The sequence below is a fragment of the Mesorhizobium sp. LNJC405B00 genome (assembly GCF_000502615.1).
GTDB lineage: Bacteria > Pseudomonadota > Alphaproteobacteria > Rhizobiales > Rhizobiaceae > Mesorhizobium.
On sequence record NZ_AYWC01000035.1, the window covers coordinates 1 to 22256 of the forward strand.

20 protein-coding genes and 2 pseudogenes are annotated in these 22256 nt (G+C 61.6%); 8 read left to right on the forward strand and 14 right to left on the reverse strand.

The window, feature by feature from the left end; genetic code table 11:
- Positions 1-120 precede the first annotated feature (120 nt).
- Positions 121-1284, forward strand: a complete 1164-nt coding sequence (locus X756_RS1000000170215; RefSeq protein WP_023731759.1) for an adenylate/guanylate cyclase domain-containing protein — start codon at positions 121-123, stop codon at positions 1282-1284.
- Positions 1166-2377 (forward strand): tetratricopeptide repeat protein, encoded by a 1212-nt coding sequence (locus tag X756_RS1000000170220; RefSeq protein WP_245264598.1) that lies wholly within the window; start codon positions 1166-1168, stop codon positions 2375-2377. Before X756_RS1000000170215 ends, X756_RS1000000170220 begins: the two co-directional genes overlap by 119 nt.
- Positions 2378-2392: 15 nt before the next feature.
- Here X756_RS1000000170220 and X756_RS137280 read toward each other — a convergent pair whose 3' ends face one another.
- The 12 genes from X756_RS137280 to X756_RS137225 form a co-directional block, all read right to left on the reverse strand.
- Positions 2393-2896: a YHS domain-containing (seleno)protein gene (locus tag X756_RS137280; protein ID WP_023716196.1), complete on the reverse strand. Its 504-nt coding sequence runs from the start codon at positions 2894-2896 to the stop codon at positions 2393-2395.
- A gap of 12 nt (positions 2897-2908) precedes the next feature.
- The gene (locus X756_RS137275; RefSeq protein ID WP_023695862.1) at positions 2909-3499 is read right to left on the reverse strand and encodes an ankyrin repeat domain-containing protein; all 591 of its coding nucleotides are present in this window, start codon (positions 3497-3499) and stop codon (positions 2909-2911) included.
- A gap of 398 nt (positions 3500-3897) precedes the next feature.
- Complete coding sequence (locus X756_RS137270; protein WP_023731761.1) at positions 3898-5670, reverse strand: adenylate/guanylate cyclase domain-containing protein; 1773 nt, start codon at positions 5668-5670, stop codon at positions 3898-3900.
- A gap of 410 nt (positions 5671-6080) precedes the next feature.
- Complete coding sequence (gene gabD, locus X756_RS137265; protein ID WP_023731762.1) at positions 6081-7535, reverse strand: NADP-dependent succinate-semialdehyde dehydrogenase; 1455 nt, start codon at positions 7533-7535, stop codon at positions 6081-6083.
- A 90-nt stretch (positions 7536-7625) separates the two neighbouring features.
- Positions 7626-8213 carry an NADPH-dependent FMN reductase gene (locus X756_RS137260; protein ID WP_023731763.1) on the reverse strand — a complete coding sequence of 196 codons (588 nt, stop codon included), beginning with the start codon at positions 8211-8213 and terminating at the stop codon, positions 7626-7628.
- Positions 8214-8287: 74 nt separating this feature from the next.
- The gene (locus X756_RS137255) at positions 8288-9409 is read right to left on the reverse strand and encodes an ABC transporter substrate-binding protein (protein WP_023731764.1); all 1122 of its coding nucleotides are present in this window, start codon (positions 9407-9409) and stop codon (positions 8288-8290) included.
- Between the two features lie 23 nt (positions 9410-9432).
- A complete protein-coding gene (locus tag X756_RS137250) occupies positions 9433-10233 on the reverse strand; it encodes an ABC transporter permease (RefSeq protein ID WP_023731765.1) in 801 nt (266 codons plus the stop codon).
- Position 10234: 1 nt separating this feature from the next.
- Positions 10235-11419 (reverse strand): ABC transporter permease, encoded by a 1185-nt coding sequence (locus X756_RS137245; protein ID WP_156941443.1) that lies wholly within the window; start codon positions 11417-11419, stop codon positions 10235-10237.
- Between the two features lie 56 nt (positions 11420-11475).
- Positions 11476-12525, reverse strand: coding sequence for an ABC transporter substrate-binding protein (locus X756_RS137240; RefSeq protein WP_031239689.1), 1050 nt, complete (start codon positions 12523-12525; stop codon positions 11476-11478).
- Positions 12526-12572: 47 nt separating this feature from the next.
- On the reverse strand, positions 12573-13685 hold the full coding sequence (locus tag X756_RS137235; protein ID WP_023731768.1) for an ABC transporter ATP-binding protein: 1113 nt from the start codon (positions 13683-13685) through the stop codon (positions 12573-12575).
- Between the two features lie 97 nt (positions 13686-13782).
- Positions 13783-14613, reverse strand: coding sequence for a MoaF C-terminal domain-containing protein (locus tag X756_RS137230; RefSeq protein ID WP_023731769.1), 831 nt, complete (start codon positions 14611-14613; stop codon positions 13783-13785).
- Positions 14614-14673: 60 nt separating this feature from the next.
- Complete coding sequence (locus X756_RS137225) at positions 14674-15234, reverse strand: VOC family protein (protein WP_031239693.1); 561 nt, start codon at positions 15232-15234, stop codon at positions 14674-14676.
- Positions 15235-15553: 319 nt separating this feature from the next.
- On the opposite strand from X756_RS137225, the gene X756_RS137220 reads away from it, so the two are divergent.
- The 6 genes and pseudogenes from X756_RS137220 to X756_RS1000000169165 form a co-directional block, all read left to right on the forward strand.
- The gene (locus tag X756_RS137220) at positions 15554-16486 is read left to right on the forward strand and encodes a fumarylacetoacetate hydrolase family protein (protein WP_023731771.1); all 933 of its coding nucleotides are present in this window, start codon (positions 15554-15556) and stop codon (positions 16484-16486) included.
- Positions 16483-16896, forward strand: a complete 414-nt coding sequence (locus tag X756_RS137215; protein ID WP_023731772.1) for a carboxymuconolactone decarboxylase family protein — start codon at positions 16483-16485, stop codon at positions 16894-16896. Before X756_RS137220 ends, X756_RS137215 begins: the two co-directional genes overlap by 4 nt.
- Positions 16893-17672, forward strand: a complete 780-nt coding sequence (locus X756_RS137210; RefSeq protein WP_023731773.1) for a MoaF C-terminal domain-containing protein — start codon at positions 16893-16895, stop codon at positions 17670-17672. Before X756_RS137215 ends, X756_RS137210 begins: the two co-directional genes overlap by 4 nt.
- A 25-nt stretch (positions 17673-17697) precedes the next feature.
- Entirely contained in the window at positions 17698-19170 is a 1473-nt protein-coding gene (locus X756_RS137205) for an aldehyde dehydrogenase family protein (protein WP_031239695.1), read from the forward strand.
- Between the two features lie 196 nt (positions 19171-19366).
- Positions 19367-20068 (forward strand): IclR family transcriptional regulator, encoded by a 702-nt coding sequence (locus tag X756_RS137200; protein ID WP_023731775.1) that lies wholly within the window; start codon positions 19367-19369, stop codon positions 20066-20068.
- 399 nt (positions 20069-20467) lie between these two features.
- Positions 20468-20548, forward strand: a pseudogene (locus X756_RS1000000169165) (helix-turn-helix domain-containing protein); the annotation flags it as partial.
- 98 nt (positions 20549-20646) lie between these two features.
- Here X756_RS1000000169165 and X756_RS1000000166865 read toward each other — a convergent pair.
- Both X756_RS1000000166865 and X756_RS01000000166280 read right to left on the reverse strand, forming a co-directional pair.
- On the reverse strand, positions 20647-21045 hold the full coding sequence (locus X756_RS1000000166865) for a hypothetical protein (RefSeq protein WP_023731776.1): 399 nt from the start codon (positions 21043-21045) through the stop codon (positions 20647-20649).
- Positions 21046-21090: 45 nt separating this feature from the next.
- A pseudogene (locus X756_RS01000000166280) lies at positions 21091-22256 on the reverse strand (aminomethyltransferase family protein); the annotation flags it as partial.

Consider the following 22256-nt stretch of genomic DNA (forward strand, 5'->3'; position numbering starts at 1 on the left):
TGTCTTCAAAACGACGTGGTTGCATTATCGCTGTCCAGTAGGCCAAGCATGCTCGCATTCGAAACGCCAGTCGAAAGGCTCAGCGAAGCTTTGAGCTAGGGGAGGCAGGACAAACCGCACATGGAGCGAAGGCTTACCGCGATCCTTGCTGCCGACGTGGTCGGCTACAGCACGCTCATGGGCGAGGATGAGGTCGGCACGCTCGAACGACTGAAGGGTTGCCGTCGAGAACTGGTCGACCCCGCGATCAAGGAATTCCACGGTCGGATTATCAAGCTCATGGGAGACGGGGCGCTGGTCGAATTCGCCAGCGTCGTTGATGCCGTCCAATGCGCTGCCGCGATTCAGCGCCGGATGGCTGTCCGAGACCCGGGCACCTCCGACCCCCGCCACATCCGGTTTCGCATCGGCGTCAATCTCGGTGATGTCATCGTAGAGGAAAATGACATCTACGGCGATGGCGTCAACATCGCCGCGCGCCTCGAGGCTATGGCCGAGCCGGGGGGTGTATGTATCTCCGGAACCGCATTTGATCATGCCGTTCACAAGGTTGATGTCGGCTTTGCCAGTCTTGGCGAGCAGCGCCTCAAGAACATCGCCGATCCGGTTCGCGCCTATCGATTGCTGCTGGATCCCGCAGCATCGGGAAAGGTCACGGCCGCGCCACACCGGCCGAGCTCGCGCGTCATCATCCTGGCAGGCGCCGCCGCCTTGGCGATCGCCGCGATTGCCGGCATTTTCGCATGGCAGAAGTTCTCAGTGCCATCGCGGCCATCGGTTGCCGTGCTGCCGTTTGCAAACCTCGGCGGCGATCCAGGCCAGGACTATTTCGCTGACGGCATCACCGAGGATCTGATCACCGACCTCACCAAGCTGTCCGGTCTGGACGTCATCGCGCGCAACTCGGTGTTCGCCTACAAGAACAAGCCTGCAGCGCTGGCGGACGTCGCGCGCGACCTTGGCGTCCGCTTCGTTGTCGAGGGGAGTGTCCGCCGCACCGGCGAGCAGATCCGCCTCAATGCCCAGCTCATCGATACGACAACGGGCGACAATCTGTGGGCCAACCGGTTCGACCGTGGCATGGCCGGCGTGTTTGCCGTCCAGCACGAGATGANCAACGGGCGACAATCTGTGGGCCAACCGGTTCGACCGTGGCATGGCCGGCGTGTTTGCCGTCCAGCACGAGATGAGCGGCGAGATCGCCAAGGCGCTTGGCATGCAACCTTCGGCAGCGGAAAGCGAGCGCATGGCGCGGCCGCCGACGAGCAATCTCGAGGCCTATGATTACTATCTACAAGCCGAGACGGCGTCACGCAGCGTCCTGCAGGCCGGCCTGCGGGAGGCGCTCACGCTCTACGACAAGGCGGAGGAGCTTGACCCCGCCTTTGCCGAAGCCTTCGCGGCCGACGCGCGCACCACAATCTATATCTGGCGGGAGGCCTTCAACGACGTCATCCAGAGCGCGCCAGCACGAAAGAGAGCATATGAGAAGGCGAGCCGAGCTTTGGAACTCGACCCTGACCTTTCGTCGCCCTATGCAATTCTTGGGATCATGCAGGTCGTGAATCGCCGCTACGAAGATGCGATTGCCTCTGCCAAGAAGGCTGTTTCAATCGGTCCGGGCGATGCAGAGGCGCAAGCAGCCCTTGGATATGTTCAGTTATACGCCGGCAATCATGCCGAGGCAGCCACTGCGGTCGAGACGGCGCTCAGGCTCGACCCCGACCTCTCAGCGATCAACCGGGAAACTGCTGGGCTGGTTTTTCTGCTCCAGGGCAATGTCGAGAAAGCGATCGAGACTCTCGAGCACACACGCGACGATGCGTCCACGGTTGGCAACTTTCGGTTTACGCTCGCTGCGGCGTATGTCCGCGGCGGCCGCCTACCGAATGCGAAAGCCGCAATCGCCGAGGGGCTCCGCCTCGTAGCAGGGTCCAGCTACGTGGACTCTTTGGCTGGGTGGGAGATGACTCATGCACATTTTCGGAATCCGCAGGATCTGGCGATACTCGTCGCCGCACTGCGCCAGGCGGGCCTCCCCCAATGGCGCTTCGGCTTTACCCCGGCCGAACAGGACCAGTTACAGGGTGCCGAGATCGCGTCCCTCGTCATTGGCCATACACTGCAAGGCCAGATCGAACCCGGTCTCCAACCAGCCTTCCTTCAGATCGGAAGCGACGGCAAGGCGGCCTTCCGCTCTACGACGCGGCTAGTCACCGAGACCGTCTACGTCGATGGCGATCTGTTGTGCGAGCAGAGCGAGAACCTGTTCGGTCGCCCCGACTGTGGTCCCGTCTACAGACGCAACGACGCAGCCGGCAAAAGCTACTCCTATGCCAATACAAGCAAGGTGTTTCACTTCACCGTGGTTCGGTAGACGCACACGCGCGTCTCAATGATAGTGATCGAGTTCCAAATTGGCCGCGACCTTCGGCCAGTTGGCATCGGCTTTCGGGATATTTTCAGCTGCATGCGCGGCGAAATCATCCGCATTGTCGACGTCGTAGATCAGGTAGAGCTTGCCGTCGATAATCTTGAATGCCTCAGGATCGACATTGACCGTGACCCCCCCGCCCACGACTTCGCCGGCGCAGTACCCGCCATATTGAGGAGCGTACTTGACCGGTTCGCTCATGAACATTTCCTGGTGTTTCTTGCTGGCGAAATGCCAAGGTGTCCCCAGCCATTCATAAGTGAACTCTTCGGAGCCCTTCACGGCCTTGCCGTCAGTGAAGTAAGCGACCGTGTCGTAGCCCATGATCGCCACACCACCAAAATAGCCGGTGTTTACCGAATCGTCGGCACATGCCGATCCCGCGCCGGCGACCACAGCTACCGCGACCAGGGCAGCCGTCCCCAAACTCCGAACCAGTCGTAGCTTGATCATCGTGCTCATCTGTATCCTCCGTTAATCGTGGATCTCGGCGCACTTCGCCGCGTTCGCCTCGCCAAGAATTTTGGCTTGGCAGGTAGCACCATGGCGTTTGAAAAGTCGTATGATATCCGTGTTGCCCTTCCAGAATGCGCGCGTTATCGGCATGTAGCCATGCCCCTCGGCATGGTTCACATTGGCACCTTTCGCAATGAGGAACTCGGCCAGTTCAATGTGGTTTTCCTCGCCGGCCACCAGCAACGGCGTAGCACCCGCCTTGTTGGCGGCATCGTCGAGCACCGCGCCTTTTTCCAGCAGCAGCTTGGCGATCGGCAGGCTGCCCGAGAAGGCCGCCGCATGAAGCGGGGTAAAGCCGCCCGAGTTACGCGCCATGATGTCGGCACCCTTGGCCAGCAAGAAGTCGGCGATTTCCGGCTGGTTATCGAGCGCTGCAGCGATGAGCAGCGTTGCCTGGTCGCGCGCCCGGCTGTCGACGTCGGCACCGCCTGCCAGGGCTTGCTCCACGGCACCCTTGTCGCCGGCGGCGATGGAGTCGAACAACTGCTCACCTGCGGCTGCTGTTGTAGCCGCCAAAACCAGCATTCCAAGTGCCAGCAATCCGCGCATTGTGCAAGGTAGCATATTAGCTTGTGGTCATACAAGCTGTCCTGGGCACATCAGGTGGATCCAAGGCGGACGGCGCGGCCAGACATAGCGAACGCGGCCCAGGGCGGGAAGGCGTTAGTGCTACTGGCTTCGTCAGTACGGCACCGGTCCAGGCTGAATTTTGAAGAGCGTCGATTACCGAGGCGCCGAGCGGCGTCGAACGTAACCGCCTGTTGCTCCGTTGGGATAGCCGGTAAGCGCAAAGGTGGCCGTTGGCGGAAGTGTCCGCTTTCGGATGCAACTATGGCTTGCTCAATGACCGACATGAGGCGCATTGCTGACCGGCAGCCTTGGGGCCGGAAGCAGTAGGTCCGCTTGTGGTGCAGGGAAGAACAATTGCGGAGGTCGATGCAGAGCAGCTAGCCCTTTTCCCTGGCGTCATTCTCAGCCGAATCTAAATTCGGCCGCTCAATCCTTTGCGTCTCAACATTGTAGACGCGAACGTGCCCTTCGAGGCCTTTGAACTGGCGAGTACCGAGGTCAACGATCGGCGTGTTGCCAGGCAAATGGCGCGCCACGGAATAATCGATAAGGATTTGTCGATCTTCAGCGGACGAACACAGCCTCGATGCCAAGTTCACGACATTGCCAAGTGCGGTGTAGTCAGCGCGGGCCTCATAGCCAATTCGACCCACCGTTGCCCACCCCATAGCGAGCCCCATGCCGAAGCCAATCTCATAACCACGCTGCCGCCACCCAGATATGAGCTCTTGTGTGGAATCCTGCATGTCGATAGCCATTTTTACGGCTTGAAGCGCCGGCTCTTTACATGGAACCGGGGCGTTGATGAGAATCATCAATCCATCCGCCGAAAAACTGGTCAGCGTTGCTTCATACTTGGTGATGATCGCGCCGAGCGCCTCATAGTACTCACGCAGGACCTGCATGAGGTTCTCAGGCTCAGCGTGCGCTGAAAATGCAGTAAAGCCACGCAAGTCGCTAAAAACAGCGACTACTTCTGCGCGCTGTCCAGCGAGCATTCGCTCGTCACCGGCCTTTTCTACGAGTTCCGCAACTTGTGGTGCAAGGAAGCGCTTCAACCGCATCAGTCGCTCCGCGCGGTCGCGCGATGTGGCAAGTTCCTGCGCCATTTGGTTGAACCGAGCAGCCAACCGCTCAAGTTCGTCTCCAGTGGAGATGTTGATCCGGTGATCGAACTGTCCAGCACCGATCTTGAGAGCGCCCTCCTCCAACAGGAGGATAGGGCCGCTCATCCGTCTGGCAAGCCAATATGCGAGCACCGCCGCAAGGACTGTGGCGAGGAACAACAACCCGCCGGTCCGCCACAATGAAGCGTATAGAGGTGCAAAAGCCTCTGCCTGCGACTGCTCGACAATTACCGTCCAGCCGGCCGCGGTAACCGGCGCGCCAGCGGTCACAACGCGTTCATTCTCGGCGTTGCGGCTTGCAATCGCAGTGCCGCCTGCGGCAGCGATAGCATCCTGCAATTCGCGCAGGGCCAACGCTGCTTTCTCGTCGGCGCCCTGCATCACTTTGCTGATCGCGGGGTGAGCGATGAGGCGGCCGAACTGGTCGATGACAAATCCCTGGCCGCTGCGGCCCACGCGGATTTCGGAAACGATGAGCCAGATAGGCTTCAGACTGATTTCGGCGATGACCGAGTTGGCAACGACTAAATTGTCGTAACTGGCCATCGCCATGGTTATGGAGGGTTCGGAACCCGGGTGATAAATGACTGGGCCGTACCAGACCTTCGCCGTCCTGACGCCCACGACAGCGGGATCGCCTGAGCGATCCGCCCCGCTTTCTGTCCTGTTTTTGCCAGTGCGGGAGATGTGCAGTCGCTCCGCGCCAGTACCGTCGACAATACTGATGCTGAGGATTCCCGGGGCCTGGTGCATCGCACGTACAGCAAGAAGCCGGAGCTGTTGCACGCTGGCCATATTCGACCCTTCCGGGGGGATCGTCGAGCCGAGCGCAAGCTGCATGCTGCCAAGAAAGCTCTCAATTTCGTCGGCCGCCGATGTAGCCTCGGACTGCAGCAGGGCACTGAGGATCGCATGCTCGTCGACATAGCTGAACCAAGTGTTGCTGATGCCACCGGCGGCCATCGGAAAAATGGCCGCCGCGAACAAGACTAAGAAATACTTCTGAAATAGCGATCGACGCATGCATGCGCCTTTGAGATTGGAGGAAGGTCTCCCACGTGATGCGACCCGACCATAGGTCGCGACAGCTCAGTCCCAGAAAGGTAACCTAAATTATTGCATCTTGGTATGGGCTGAGCCGTTCCCACTCATGGTCGCGTCTCGTGCCTTCCACGGAGGTCGGATAAAGGAATGTTTCCCGGATCGGGGAGAGTCGCAATCACGACCCTCAGCTTGATGGTGTCCGCTTTAGGGCAATGACGAACTTTGCCTGTTAGGCCGAGATGAGGCGCATTGCGGTCCGGCAGCCTTGGGGCCGCAAGCGGACTGTCCGCTTCGGAGGTCGCAAAACGAATAGCGGCCAACGTTTGCTGTTGCCTCAGGGGGTCGGAAGCCGCTGCAGCAACAAATCGCGCGGAACTCGCCACGCCTTCTTAGGTGATGCCGCCGAGACAGACGTATTTGATCTCGGTGAACTCCTCGATGCCGTAACGCGAACCTTCCTTGCCGAGGCCCGAGGCCTTGATACCGCCGAAAGGTGCCTCGGCTGTGGAGATCAGCCCGGTGTTAACGCCGACCATCCCGTATTCAAGTGCCTCAGCAACACGAAACACTCGCGACAAATCTTTGGCATAGAAGTAAGATGCGAGGCCAAATTCGGTGTCATTGGCTTGCGAGATTACGTCCGGCTCGTCCGTGAACCGGAAAAGCGGGGCGAGCGGACCGAAGGTTTCCTCCTTGGCCACCAACATTCGCGGCGTCACGTCCGCAAGGACGGTAGGCTGATAGAACGTGCCACCCAGCGCATGGCGCCGCCCGCCCATGACGATGCGTGCTCCTTTTGCGACGGCATCCGCGACATGTGCTTCGACCGCGGCGAGTGCGGGTGCATCAATAAGCGGCCCGAGCGCAACCCCTTCCTCGAACCCGTTCCCGATCTTCAGTTTGCCGACAGCGGCGGCAAGTTTGTTGGCGAAAGCATCATAGACAGCATCCTGCACGTAGAAGCGATTGGCGCAGATGCAGGTCTGACCGTTGTTGCGGAATTTCGCTATCAGCGCTCCTTCCACCGCCGCATCGAGATCGGCGTCGTCAAAGACGATGAATGGGGCATTCCCGCCGAGTTCCAGCCCGAGTTTCTTGATGGTCGGAGCACATTGGCGATACAGCTCAGCGCCGATCTCGGTAGAACCGGTGAAGGTGAGTTTCCGCACCATAGGGTTGTTGGTCATCTCCCTGCCAATTTCGCGAGCCGAACCGGTAATGACGCTAAGCAGCCCGGCTGGAAGGCCGGCCCGCTCCGCAAGGACGCCAAGAGCAATTGCGGAGAACGGGGTTTGCGAAGCAGGTTTAAGCACCATGGCGCAGCCGGCGGCCAGCGCAGGGCCGGCTTTTCGTGTGACCATGGCGTTGGGAAAATTCCAAGGTGTGATCGCCGCCACCACGCCGATCGGCTGCTTCATCACCAGGATACGCTTGTCTCGCTGATGCCCGGGAACAATATCGCCGTAGATCCTGCGTGCTTCTTCTGCGAACCATTCCACAAAACTGGCGCCGTACGCGATTTCCCCCTTCGCCTCATCCAGCGGCTTGCCTTGCTCATGTGTGAGGATACGTCCAAGATCATCCTGGTTCTCCATCATCAGTTCGAACCAACGACGCAGGACACCGGCTCGCTCCTTCGCGGTGCGCACCGCCCATTCCTTCTGAGCCCTCTCGGCCACCACAATGGCGGCTTTCGTCTCCGCGGCCCCAAGCTTGGGAACGATGCCAATCACCTCGCCTGAAGCAGGGTCATTGACTTCAATGGCATTTGCGGCATCGGCTTCAACCCACGATCCTCCGATCAGGGCTGCTTGCCTGAATAGCGACTTGTCCTTGAGTTGCATGAACCGTGTACTCCTGTTCGCAACATCGTATGCAGTGTATCTGCGGGAGACGCTTCGATGAGTCAGTGCGCCAGCCTTGCAGACGTCCGGTTAGCCGGCGCCCGCCTGTTGAACGTCATTGGAGCCCCACGGTCTTTCAGGTCGATGGTCCCGCACGAACAGCCGAAAAGCGGCCAAGTGCCCGGCTATCGCACCAGAGGTGTTTTCGTCGCGAAGGGTTCCGTCGGCGGCGAACCTGGAGGCGGCGTGGCTGACGAAACATTCAGGTTTGTTCATCAAGCGCGCATCGAAGAAGACCATGATCTGACGGAGGTGATACTGCATGCGTGCGCCGCCGAGCATCCCCGTTGAAGCCGATTGGAGGGCAACGGGCTTCCTGGCGAAAGGGTTGTTGGTATCTCGGGAAAGCCAGTCGAGCGCATTCTTGAGTGTGCCTGGGACGGAGTGGTTGTACTCGGGCGACACCACGATGACCCCATCAGCAGCAGCGATGGCGTCAGCCCATCTCGTGACGATCTCGGGGGTTTCCGCGATATCGGCGCAGTAGGGCGGAAAGCGTTCCAGGCCATCGAGCAGCGTGAGCCGCATGTCGCTTGGCGCCAGTGCAGCGAGGTTCCGCGCAAGCATTATATTGAACGAGGCCTTACGCAGGCTCCCGCAGATGACGACGATATTCATGGCTCACCTGTTGCAAACGTGGGGCCGGGGCGGAGGTCCGCCACCGGCCCGTCCACCCGATACCCTGACGGCCTCTAGTGCGGCAGCGCCTTGTCGAGATGTAGGCCAAGGTGACCCGGCGAAGGCTCGCCTCTCGTCTCGCTGAGATAGAGGCCTATCTGCGAGCGGAAGCTTTCGACTGCCGAGCGATCGGCAAGGAACTTTCCGAAGGCGGTCGGATCGCCGTTCTTGTACTCCCAGATCGGTTTGTAGCCGTCTGGCGGCGCGACGTCGGTGCGCACCGACCACATGTACCAGACGTTCATCTGCGTCTCCTTGTCGAGCAACCAGCTCAGATAGAGCTTGGCGGCCTCGGGGTGTTTCGCCCCCTTTAGAATGGCGGCCTGCTGCGGCCAGGCGACGAACGGATCCTCCTTCGGCAACACGAAGCGGGAGACCGTGCCCGGGAACGGCACAAGTCCGCCATCGGTCGAAAAGGTTATCATGGCCTGGCCGCTTTCCACCATGTCGGTCGGCGCCTGCGTGCCGCGAACATAGATCGGCTCCTGCTTGGCGAATTGCGCCACGTAGTCCCAACCGTATTTGTCGACGACCTGCTTGAACCAGAACAGCACCGCGTCGTCGTCGGTCGGATACGTCAGCACGATCTTGCCCTTGAATTCGGGACGCAGATAGTCCTTCGCCTCCCGCGGCCATGTCACCTCGTCTGGGAGCAGCTTCGAGTTGACGAGGTTGGAGAACGCGTCGACGAAGACGCCGGTATAGGCGCCGTCGGCGTCCTTGAAGGCACGGTAGACCTTGTCCCAGCCGATCGGCTTGTAGGGCTGGAGCACGCCTTCTTTCTTCCAGCGCGGAAAGTTCTGCAGCGTCTGGATCTGAACGACGTCGGGGATCAGTGTCTTGGTGGCGATCTGGTTGTCGATGCGGGCTTCGTGAAACTTGGAATAGTCCACGATGACGTCGAGCGTCACACCCGGGAACTTCTGCTCAAACGCCTTTTTGGTGCCGTCCTGCTGGCCGGGCGTGTCGCCTCCGGCATAGACGATGACGCGTCCGCCCTCGGCAAGCGCTGCCTTGTAGAGCTGATCCAGGCTGCGGCTCTCGGGAGAGACGCCGGCGGCAAGTGCGTTGCCGGCGGTGGCCAGCAGACTGGCGCTCGCCGCCAGGCCCAGGGCCGTTCTTCGGTTCATGTTCATGCAATCTTCCTTCCAGGTTTAACTCAGGTTCGATGCTTGGCCGACCGGTGTTGAACGAAGTTCAGCAGCAGAAGCAGCCCCGCCGATATGGCGATCAGTATGGTGGCGACCGCGAGCACGGTCGGATCGAGGTTTTCGCGCGTGCCGCTCAGCAGCTCTCGCGGCAGGGTCTTCTGGCCAGGCCCGGTGATCATGAGGGCAATCACCACCTCGTCGAAGGAGGCGGCAAAGGCAAAGATGGTACCCGAGACGATGCCGGGCAGGATGAGCGGAATGGTGATCCGACGGAAGGTCGTCATGGGCGGCGCCCCAAGGCTTTGCGCGGCCCGCAGCAAGCCTTTGTCCAACTGGCTCACCGAAGCGTTGACGGTGACCAGCACAAGCGGGACAGCGATGACGGAATGGGCCAGCACCAGGCCGGTCAGGCTGTTGGCAAGTCCGAGCGGCGCGAAGAAGAAATAGACCCCCACGGCGGTGATGATGACCGGCACGATCATCGGCGAGATCAACAGCGCCATCAGCAGGGATTTGCCAGGCAGGTTGATCCGGTCGAGACCAAGCGCGGCAAGGGTGCCGAGCGGCGTTGCGATGGCGACCGTCGACACCGCCACGATCAGGGAATTACCCACCGCATGGACCCAGCGTGGCGTCGAGATGACGGCTGCGTACCATTTCAGCGATAGGCCCTGGAGCGGATAGGCCAGGATCGAGCCGCCATTGAAAGAGAGCGGCACGATGGCGAAAATCGGCAAAAGCAGGAATCCCAGCACCAGCACGCCGGCGAGCCGGGCACCCCACAGCCAGATGCGCGTACTGTCGAGCATGTCAGACCCCCACCCGCTGCACGCCGACAAGCCGCACGTAGAGCGAATACAGGATCACCGTCGCGAACAGCAGAATGCTGGCGAGTGCGGCCGCCAGGCCCCAGTTGAGCGCCTGCAGCGTGTTGTAGGCGATGTAGAAGGGCAGCATCTGGTCGCCCTGGCCGCCAAGCAGCAGCGGCGTGACGTAGTATCCCAGCGCCAGGATGAAGACGAGCAGCCCGCCGGCTGATATGCCCGGGAGGATCTGCGGCAGGTAGATCCGGAAGAACGAGTTGAGCGGACCGGCCCCTAGAGATCGCGCCGCCTGCATCTGCGAGCGCGGCAGCGCCTTCATCGAGGCGTAGAGCGGCAGCACCGCGTAAGGCAGCAGGATATGAGTCAGCGCGATCAGCACGCCGACGCGGTTGTAGACGAGCTCGAGCGGGGCATCGATGATCCCGAGCCCCATCAGCACTTGGTTGAAGATGCCGTTCTTCTGCAGGATGACCAGCCAGGACGTCGAGCGCACCAGAACCGACGTCCACAATGGCAACAGCAGCGCCAGCATCAGGAAATTGGCCGTCACCTGACCGACACTGGCCAGGAGGTAGGCGGCAGGCAGCGCGAGGACGATGCAGATCGCCGTTGCCGACAGGGCGATCCCGAAGGTCCGCGCCAGCACATTGACATAGATCGCGCTGTCCGGCCCGCCCTGCAGGCCCAGGGCAGATTTGAGGTAGAGACCGGTGAGCGGCCCCTTGGCCCGCGCAAGCGCATGCCAGATATCTGGCTTGCCCCATGCGGCATCGGCTGTAGTCAATGCGGATTTCCAATCGGAAACGGCAGCGCTGTCGCGCGGCAGGGCACGCGCGGTCAATTGGACGATCGTTCGCCACTCGCCTGACTCGTAGCCGAGCCGGCGAGCGGCGGTTCCGGCGACCTTTGCGGTGCGCGCATCGACCAGATCCCTGCCCGCCGCCTCGAACACGGCCGCCTGCGGAAGGTCGGCGCCGTCCCAATCTGCCAATACCGCGACCGTTCTGGGCATCACCGCGGCAAGTTCGCGGTCGTCAACCGACAGAAACAGCATACCGGCGAGCGGGATGAAGAACGCGGCAAGGAGAAACAGCGCCAGCGGGGCAACCATGGCAATGCCCACGGCATTCGCACCGAGCGCCCGTCGCCGCCTTGTTTTCTCGATGGCCATGATCTTTGCCTCCGCGGGGCCGGCGGCGGACAGGGAGTCCGCCGCCATGCTTGCCGTTACTTAGCCGCCCAGGCGGTGAACCGTTCATTCAGGGCGTCGATGTTCTGCACCCAGAAATTGGCGTCGACGGTGAGGCCGGCGGCAATGTGCTCCGGCGATGTCGGCAGCGTCGTCGCCACATCGGCCGGCAGGGCGGCCTGCGCCGCGACGGACCCGACGCCGTAGCCGAGCTTGGCTGGCCATTCGACCTGGCGGTCGGTGCGGCCGAGATACTCCAGCAGCTTGACGGCATTGTCCTTGTTGGGCGAGCCCTTGAGGATGACCCAGGAATCCATGTTGAGGACGTTGCCGCTCCACATGATCTTGAAGTCGCGCTTGTTCTCGGCGTTGGCGCCCCGGATGCGGCCATTGTACGAGGTGGTCATCGCCACCTCGCCCGAACCCAGCAACTGCATCGGCTGGTTGCCCGACGACCACCAGACGATATTGGGCTTGAGTTCGTCGAGCTTCTTGAAAGCCTTGTCCACGCCTTCCTTGGTGCGCAGCGTCTTGTAAACATCGGTCGGTGCGACGCCATCGGCCATCAGCGCGGCCTCGAGGGTGAACTTCGGTCCGTTGCGGAAGGCGCGCTTGCCTGGATACTTCTTGGTGTCCCACACGTCGGCCCATGTTTTAGGGCCATCCTTGAACACCGCGCCATCATAGGCGAGCACGATACTGAAGACGTTGGCGGGAACGCCGCATTCGGTGACGCTTCCGGCGATGTAGCGATCGACGCCGCCGACCGTGGCCGGATCGATGGTCTCGAAGAGGCCTTCCTCACAGCCGAGTGCTTCCTCCTCGGCTTCCACCTCAACCACGTCCCAGTTGTTGGCTTCGCCGGCGCCGACCTTGGTGCGCAGAACGCCGATGCCGCCATCCCAGCTGTCTTCCGCGAGCGGAATGCTGGTCTCCTTGCGGAAGGGATCGAAATACACCTCGCGTTGCGCATCCTGGAAGATGCCGCCCGCCGACACGACGGTAAGATCGCGTGCTACGGCGATGCCGGGCAGCGCAATGAATGATGCCAGAAGTGCCGCATGAAGGATTTTGGTTCTTGTTTTCATGATCAGTCCCCTTTCTTGGTTGGTGGTTTTCAAATGCATCGCGAGCGTCATTCGCCGCCTGTAACGGGCAGTGCCCTGCAAAGCGTCTCCGGTATGACGACCCGGATTTCGTCGCCGATGCCGATTTGGCCGGCTTCGGCCCCTGTTGGAAGTTTCAGCGCCATGCGCCCTATGCCGTCGCATTCGACGGCGACGCGGCGTGCGTCGCCGAGGTAGGAGATCTCGGCAACCGTCGCGGCGAATGCGCCTTCGCCGCCGCCGACCTTCACATGCTCGGGCCGGATGCCGACCTTGACGCGATCGCCGATGGCCGGCTGTCCCGCGACTTTCATGGTGAGGACGGTCCCTCGATCCAGCCGAATCGCGGCCTGGCCGGCGGCAAGCGCCTCGATCCGCCCGTCGAGCAGGTTGTTCTCGCCAATGAAGGAAGCGACGAAGGGCGTGCACGGCCGTTCGTACAGCACCTCCGGAGCGTCGATCTGTTCGAGCCGGCCCTTGTTGAAGACCGCGACCCGGTCCGAAAGGTTGAGGGCCTCGGATTGATCGTGGGTGACGAACACCATGGTGATGCCGAGTTGCCGGTGCAGGTGCTTCAGCTCCGCCTGCATATGCTCGCGAAGGTTCTTGTCCAGGGCGCCGAGCGGCTCGTCCAGCAGGATGAGGCGGGGCTTGAAAATGATGGCGCGGGCGAGCGCCACGCGCTGCTGCTGTCCGCCCGATAATTGCGACGGCTTGCGCCCGCCCATGCCGTCGAGATGGACAAGGCTCAGCGCCTTCTCGACCCGCTCGCCGATTTCCGCCTTCGGCACGCGGCGCACGGAGAGCGGAAACGCCAGGTTCTCGGCCACTGTGAGATGCGGGAACAGCGCGTAGTTCTGGAACACCACGCCAATGTCGCGCCTGTGCGCCGGCAAGCCTTCGATGCGCGTGCCGTCCATCGCGATCGTGCCTGATGTCGGGGTGTCGAAGCCGGCCAACAGCATCAGCGAGGTCGTTTTACCCGAACCCGATGGTCCAAGCAGGGTCAAAAACTCGCCGCGCTGGATCTCCAGGTCGATGTCATGCAGAGCCCGGAATGCGCCGTAGTGTTTCGAGACGCCGCTGAAGCGCACGATCGGCGGCGGCGACGGCCCTGTTGTTGTCGTATCGGACTGAGTCATCTCCGGCGATTCTTTCCAAGGTTCAAACGCGAAAACGGCCTTGCCGTTTCTCGTTGCTCGCTCCGCCTCTCCTGCAGCGCGCCTCACGGCCGGCGTGCTAGGCAGGAGACCCCGCCGCACCGGGCGGGATGGCCGCGATGATGCTCATCGTCGCGCCCACGGTGCTGTTCCCGGTCCGCCATGTATGAGAATCGGCGCCGAAGACCTTGCCGATGGACCGCATCGTGCTGAGGTCCTCGATAGTGACGGCAAGGCAGGGCAGGAATTTCTCGCGCCAGCAGATCAGATAGACATCGTCGGCCAGCTCGAAGTAATCGGCCTCGTCGAATTCGCCGATACCGGCATCCGGACCATGCCAGCAGTACCAGAAATAGTATTTTGGGTTCACGTAGTAGTGGTCGTAGACGTGCGTATCACTGTACTCGTACCGAAAGAACTTTCCGAACAGCTTCTCGGTGCGCGGGAAATCCGGAACGGACCGCCCTATTCCGCCTGAACGATAGGTCAGCGTCGGCACGCTCTGCGCGCCGGTCTTCTCGACGCGGGTGAGAAGATTCATGTCTTCGGCCGTGCGATCGGATACCGAGCCTTCGATCAGGAGGGCGGCATTGCGCGCCAGGTCCAGCCAGAGGCTGATCGATCTCATCTCGTCGTTGGCATCGATGAAGTCGACGAAATACATGCCGTCGCGGACACGGAAGGCCTGATAGGGCTGCCGCTCATGCCCGCCAGCGCCCGCGGCGCTCCAGGACAGGAATTCCGCCGTGCTGAAAGCAAGGTCGAGCCTACCGCCATCATTGAGGGAAATCGCAAACGATTTGCCGGCGAGATCTGATGTCGGGTCCGGCCTGCCGCCGGAATGGTTCTGCAGGATGTCTCCGATCTGCGGCCAATGGGCGGCGGCGGATGAAACGGCACTGGTGACCATCGGTCTTCCCCATTCTCAATGCACGGCGCCGCCTCTCGGCCGGCTCGCGCTGTCCTTTTTTCAGGCTTTATTTGCGGCCTTGGCGGCTGCGGCCATACGCTCGCGATCGCGCTCGAAAGCCTCGAAATCGAAGCTCTCCAGTTCGATCTCCTCGATAGGCGGATACGGACGAGGAATCCCGTCCCAGCCGATCTGGTCGATGCTCCAGTAGAATTCTAGCAGGTTGCCATCGGGATCGCGTCCATAGAAGCGCGGCTGATTGCCGGGGCCACCCTTGCGCGCATTGACGATGGCGATCCCGCGTTCCTCGAAACGGCGGTACAGCGCCAGCAGATCGTCCGAGCTATTCATTTCAAAGGCAATGTGGTGCAGGCCGAAAGCATGCTGGGCGGGTGGCTCGACTGCATTCCTCAGCGTGAAGATCGAAAGGCAGTGATGCGTGGAGTCGTTTCTGACGAACGATCCCGACAGCACCGCCACGCCGTGCCCGACCTCATCCATTCCGTAGTTGAACTGCTCGGTCAGCTGCATTCCCAGAACCTCCGTATAGAAGTTCACCGACCGCTCCATATCCCGGACAGCGATCCCCACATGTCCGAGCCGACCAACGCGCAAAGTCATTGTGCTTCCTCTCCTGCCTGATATGTGTTCCGATAATCGGACGATTTATGTTCGTTATTCGAAAACTAGATTAGCTTGAGCCTGACGTCAAGAGGGCTTGCTCGCCGAACGGCCGGAGAGGCGGAAAAGCCCTGAAAGCTGAGGAAAACAATGCCTCAGAGATCTGTCGGCCTGCTGTCGGCAGGGGTGAGGCGTGTTCACGGCCAAGCTTGCCGCACCTTGACCGCTTCCACAAAGCTCCCTATTATACCGAATATCGAACCATGTATGTCCGATATTCGGAATATTTTCGTCATTGGGACAAACCACAGGGAGCGCAATGACAAAGCTCGTCACATACACATCAGGCGACCGGCCACGCCTCGGCGCGGTCCATGGCGACCTGATCATCGATCTCGCCCAAGCAAATAGCGCCTTTCCCGAGGACGTGCCTTCGGGTGAGCGCTGGGCGCTGGACAGCATCGGCTTTCTGGAGGCCGGCGACGCGGCGTTGACGGCCCTGGGCCGTCTCGTCGAGACCGTATCGGGATTGGCCGAAACGGATACGCGCCGAAACGCGATCCTGGTTCAGGCGGCTTCCGTCAGCCTACTGCCGCCGATCCCCTTCCCGCCAAAGATCATCTGCGTCGGCCGCAACTACGGCAAGCATGCCGAGGAGGCCGGGCGCCCCATCTCCGAAATCCCGATCATCTTCGCCCGTTTCGCCAAGACGCTCGTTGCCCCCGGCGGCAAGGTGGTGGTGCCGCGTGTCTCCCATCAACTCGATTGGGAGGGCGAGCTCGCCGTCATCATCGGCAAGGGCGGCCGCTATATTTCACGGCAGCACGCGCTCGACCACGTCGCCGGCTATTCGATCTTCAACGATGTGACCGTGCGCGACTACCAGTTCCGCATCTCGCAATACACGGCGGGCAAGAACTTCGCCAATAGCGGACCGTTTGGTCCCTATCTCGCCTTGCGCGACGAGATCACCGACCCGCATGCGCTGCAGATCACCACGACGCTCAACGGCGAGGTGGTGCAGTCGGGCAATACCAGTGAAATGCTGTTCGATATCCCTGCGATCATCGAGCACCTTTCCGAATTCATCGACCTGGAGCCCGGCGACGTCATCCCGATGGGAACGCCGGCCGGCGTGGGGTTCACCCGCAAGCCGCCGCGTTTTCTCACCCATGGAGATGTCATCTCCGTCGAGATCGAGGGCCTCGGCACGCTCAGCAACCCGGTCGTCGACGAAAGGACCCCGGCATGAGCAAATCGGCGCTGTTCGACAAGGGGCTGAAGATCCGCAAGGAAGTTGTCGGCGCGGACTATGTGCAGCGCGCCTTCGACAAAGCGGGCGAATTCGGCCGCGAGTTCCAGGAACTGGTCACCGAATATTGCTGGGGCGCATCCTGGGGGCGAGAGGCGCTCAGCCGGCGCGACCGCAGCCTGCTCAACATCGTTATGCTCGGCATGCTCGGCCGCAACGCCGAGCTTGCGCTGCACCTGCGTGGCGCTCTGCGTAACGGCGTCACCCCAGATGAGATCCGCGACGCCCTGTTCCAGCTCGCGATCTACGCCGGCGTTCCTGCCGGCGTGGAATCCTTCCGCATCGCGCAGGAGGTCCTGGAGAGCCCTGAAACCCACCCCAACGCACCTTCGAAAGGTCAAAAGCCATGAGCCAGATCGCCGAGAACTACAAACGCCTCGACACCGTCACACCGGACAAACTGTTTCCGGGCCATGATGCACTGCGGCTCGACGCGACGCAGTCGCTCGTCGGAACGACGCAGGTTCTGCATTTCGCCGACCGGCCGCCGCTCTCGATGAGCTTCGACGAGAAGACCGTGCGCTGGACGTCAGAGCCGGCCGCCAACGTCGCCTATCCGGTCGGCGAGGCGAGCTACGAAGCGATCGAAGTGCGGCAAGGGTTGCTGGCTGCGACGATCAACCATCCGCAGAGCAACTCCAACGACATGGTGGTTTTCGATCTTGCCGGCAAACGCGCGGTGATCGTCCATTCAGTGATGATGGCCGGCACCTCGACGGTCGCCGAACGCAGCGTCATCATCGAGGCCGGCATCGGCGGCGAGATCGGCGAGCGCTTCGAGCCGACCAAGGAGTTGGTCGGCAAGCGCATCCACTGGACCTACGGCCCGACCCATTTCTTCGAGCATATCTATATCGAACCGGAACTCTATGTCTGGCACGGCATCATCGGGCCGGAGGCCGGAATGGGCGCGGTGGAACCGACTTCCGTGCGCAAGATCGCCGAAAAACTCTATCTGTTCACCTGGTCCGACCGCGCCACGCCTTTCAACGGCGCCCTGGTGATCGACCTCAACGCGGCACCGAAATCGGCCGGCCGGCTGGTCGGCTGGGATGCTGACAAACGTCTCATCAGCCAGGTCATCGTCGGCGCCACCGGCGTGCTGGTCAACGAGACCAATTATTGACGTCGCCGTTGCCGGGAGGAATCGCATGAGCGGACTAAGTGAAACGGCGAGGCGGTTGCCGCGTACCGAACTCCATATCGGTGGACGGTGGCGGGCGGCGGCGGATGGCGCGGTTCACCCCATCATCAATCCCGGCACCGGCCAGCCGCTCGGAGCCCTGAGCATGGCCACGGCGGGCGACGTATCCGAGGCCGTGACTGCTGCGCGCGCGCAGTTCGAGACCGGCGAATGGTCTCGGCTGTCGGGAGCCGATCGCGGCAGATTGCTGTGGCGGCTGGCCGACCTTGTCGAGGCCAACCGCGAACACCTCGCCTATCTCGAAGCCATCGACATCGGGCGTCCCTATTTCGAGCCGTTCATGTTCGAGATCCCACTCGCCGCCGACACCTTCCGTCATTTCGCCGGCTGGGCCGACAAGATCGGCGGCAGCACCTTCGACCTGCCGGACTTCGATGGCCGGCAGCGCCACTCCTACACGCTGCGCCAGCCGATCGGCGTGGTCGGCGCGATCACGCCCTGGAATGCGCCGACGATGATCGCGTCGTGGAAGCTGGGGCCGGCGCTCGCCGCCGGCAACACCGTGGTCATCAAGCCGGCCGAGGATGCTTCGCTGAGCACCATCCGGCTGGTCGAATTGATCGAAGAGGCGGGCTTCCCGGCTGGTGTCGTCAATCTGGTGACCGGTAGCGGTGCGGTCGCCGGCGACGCGCTGGTGCGGCATCCCGGCATAGACAAGATCTCCTTCACAGGCAGCCCCGGCGTCGGCCGGCGGATCGCCGCAATCGCCTCGGAAGCCCTGAAAAAAGTCACGCTCGAACTCGGCGGCAAGTCGCCCCAGATCGTGTGCCGTGACGCGGACCTCGATCGCGTCATCCCGGGCGCGTCGATCTCGATGTTCGCCAATCAGGGGCAGACCTGCGCATCTGGGAGCCGTGTGCTTGTCCACGAGGCGATCGCCGACGAAGTGACCGAGCGACTGGTCGCGGCGGCGCAGAGCGTCGTCGTCGGCGATCCTTTCGCGCCGGACACGCAGATGGGATCACTTGTCAGCGAAAGGCAACTCGAACGGGTCGATGGGTATGTGAGGAAGGGCAAGGCCGAAGGCGCCCGCCTGCTGACCGGCGGCAGCCGCATTGACCGTCCCGGCTCGTTCTACGCGCCCACTCTGTTTGCCGGCGACAACGACCTGACCATCGCGCGCGAGGAGATATTCGGGCCGGTTGGGACCATCATCCGCTTCCGCGACAATGAAGAGGCCCTGCAGCTCGCCAATCAGACGGATTACGGCCTGACCTCGGTCGTCTGGACGCGAGACCTTGCTACCGCCAACCGGTTTGCGCGGCAGCTCAAAACGGGCTCGGTCTGGGTCAACGCCTGGGGTCCGCCGCACCCGGCCCTGCCTTGGCTTGGCGTCAAGACCAGCGGGCTTGGGTCGGAGCTCGGCAGGTCCGGCGTTCTCGCCAATATGGTCGAGAAAACGGTGTCGGTCATTTCATGAGGCGGCGCGCCACCGCCGCGGGTGAGCGCGACGAGTGGCATATTGAAGGCTTTCGAGGTTCAGACTAGTCTCGATTATCGGACGATCGTAGTCCGATAATCCATGAGTCTGTTGAAAGCGATCGCGGCTCGGCGCCGTGGCGCGACGATGGACGTGACCGACACATGATTTGCCCCGGACGATTGGAGTACCCCCCTTGGCTGAGATATCGCTGACCGGCGACCAGATGCTCACAGTCCTCGAAGCCGTCGCGAAGAAGGGTCCCGTCAGCGCGGCCGATGTCGCGCGTGGCTGCGACATCAACCGGACCGTGGCCTATCGGCTACTCGTCACGCTCGAGCAGCGGGCTTACGTCCGCCGCGGCCATGACGGCTACATGCTGGGCAGCGCGGTCAACGAGTTGGTCCGCCAGCTCGACCGCGACATTTCAGCCATAGCCCGGCCCCTGATGGGCACATTGGCAAATGCCGTTGGCGAAACGGTGGTGCTGCATTTCCTCAACAAGGACGAGGCAGTGGTGACCGAGCAAGCGCTGGGCAACAGGCATCTCGTTCGCGTCCAACACGTTCCGGGCTCGCGTCACCCGCTCCACCTTGGCGCCAGCGGTTGGGCGATGCTCGCCTTCCAAGATCAGAAGACGATTGCCCGCGTGGTCAAGAAAACAGAAGATCCGAACGCTGCCCAAGCACGTATCGAGCAGATTCGGCGCGACGGCTACGCGATCTCGCATGATGAACTCCAGATGGGCGTTCATGGTGTGGCGGCTCCGTTGATCGAGCCGGATGGACGCTGCAACGCTGGCGTCGCCATACTGGTGCCAAGCTCCAGGGCCGACACGCTACCGGCCCTGACGCCAAAGCTTCTTGAACTAGCCGCCAATGTTACCAGCCACTTGTAGTACCCGCAGCTCCTACACCGTTGAAACGCGTTCAACTACTCGAACACGACCGTTCGGGCAGGCGTCCTTTGACCGCTTACAGGAATTCGCAAGCACCAGTGGGAATGGCCCGCATTAGGCGGTGGGTTCAACCGGTCGTCGCAACACGCTTTAATCTGAGAGGATGAAGAGGTGTTGCATGGTGACGTCACGGATCTGGTTTACGTCAGCGCAGAAGGTCGAGCTTTGGGAGCGATGGAAGCGAGGTCAGAGCATTTCGTCGATCTCGCGGGCACTTGACCGCCGGAACAAGACCGGCGTTCAGCGGATCGTATCCTTACGCGGCGGCATTGCTCCCTCAGCTAGGCGTAGAGCGGCCTTGGCGCTCGGGCTGGCGGAGCGCGAAGAGACTCTCGCGGCATCGCGGCGGGTCTTGCGATCCGCGCTATTGCACGAAGTCTCGGGCGATCCCCATCGACAATATGTCGCGAGATCTCGCGCAATGGCGGTGCACGAATTCCGGCATTGGCAACTCCTCGTCCACGACGACTGGCGGCCTAATAACCGCAAGGGTGGGATCTCTCGTCTATGAAAGCATCTCAATCAGTTCGGTCCGGAACGCTATTGCCTCGCCCGAGGTAGCTGATTGCGTTTATTCGGCGTACACCAATCGCGGTAATGGTTCCGGCCATTGTCCTGCGGTTGTCGTCGGCAAGGTGGCAGTCCGGATAGACAAGCGTCGCGATTTGGCTGAATGGCTCTGTGAAAATACGGGGGCGCTCTAGAGCGGTGATCGATGTGTCGCCGCTCAAACCTGCCCAATCCAGCAGGCGAGCGGTGGTCTCCATATCCAGAGTATGTCCCTGCGCGAGCAGAATCAGCGTTGACGCCTCAACGGCCGAAAGATCAGCGACTTGCTTCCAGTTGAGTCTTCTATCGGACTTCGTTCGATACAACGTCTGCAAAAGCGCTTTCGCGACGATCTCAGGGTAGGTCATCGAATTACCCTGCTCTCACCATATCTCTCCATTTCAAAGAGCCCACTACATCTTCACCCGTTCCGCCTTCGGATCGTACATAGGTTTCAGCGCTGCTTCCGCCGCAAAACGCTCCCCGGCGATCTCGATCTCGTAGGACGAGGCCAGCACATCCGCCTCGCTCTCGCCCTGGCAGGGCACATAGCCCAGTCCGATCGCGCCGCCGAGATGGTGGCCGTAATTCCCCGATGTGATCGGGCCGACGATCTTGCCGTCGCGCAGGATCGCCTCGTTGTGGAAGAGCAGAGGCTGCGGGTCCTTCAGCCGGAACTGCACCAGCCGGCGCGACAGGCCGGCTTCTTTTTTCTTCAGCACCGCATCGCGGCCGATGAACTCGCCCTTGGCGGTTTTGACCGCAAAGCCGAGGCCGGCCTCCAGCACATTGTCCTCGTCGGTGATGTCNGATGAACTCGCCCTTGGCGGTTTTGACCGCAAAGCCGAGGCCGGCCTCCAGCACATTGTCCTCGTCGGTGATGTCGTGGCCGAAATGCCGAAACGCCTTTTCGATGCGACAGGAATCGAGCGTATGCAGGCCGCAAAGTTTCGGGCCGACATCCGCCCCCGCCTCATCGATCGCCTCGAAAACATGGGCAGCCTGGTCGGTAGAGACATAAAGCTCCCAGCCGAGTTCGCCGACATAGGTGACGCGGTGGGCGCGGGCGAGGCCCATGCCGATCTCGATCTCCTGGAAGGTGCCGAACGGATTGTTCTCGTTGGAGAAATCGTTAGGGCTGACTTTCTGGATCAGCTTTCGCGCATCCGGACCCATCAGGCAGAGCACGCTTTCTGCCGCCGTCACATCGGTGATGACAACGAATTCCTCGCCGACATGCCGCCGCAGCCAGGCGAGATCGCGTTGCAACGTCGCGCCCGGTACGACGAGGAAATAGGCCGTGTCCGACAGCCGCGACACGGTAAGATCGCTCTCGATGCCGCCGCGCTGGTTGAGCATCTGAGTGTAGACGATCTTGCCCGGCGCCACGTCCATGTCGTTGGCGCAGAGCCTTTGCAGGAACGCGCAGGCATCGCGGCCTTCGACACGGATCTTGCCGAACGAGGTCATGTCGAACAGGCCGACCTTGTTGCGGACCGCCAGGTGTTCCTCGCGCTGGTTGTCGAACCAGTTCTGCCGCTTCCAGGAATAGCGGTATTCGCGCTCCTGTCCCTCTCGC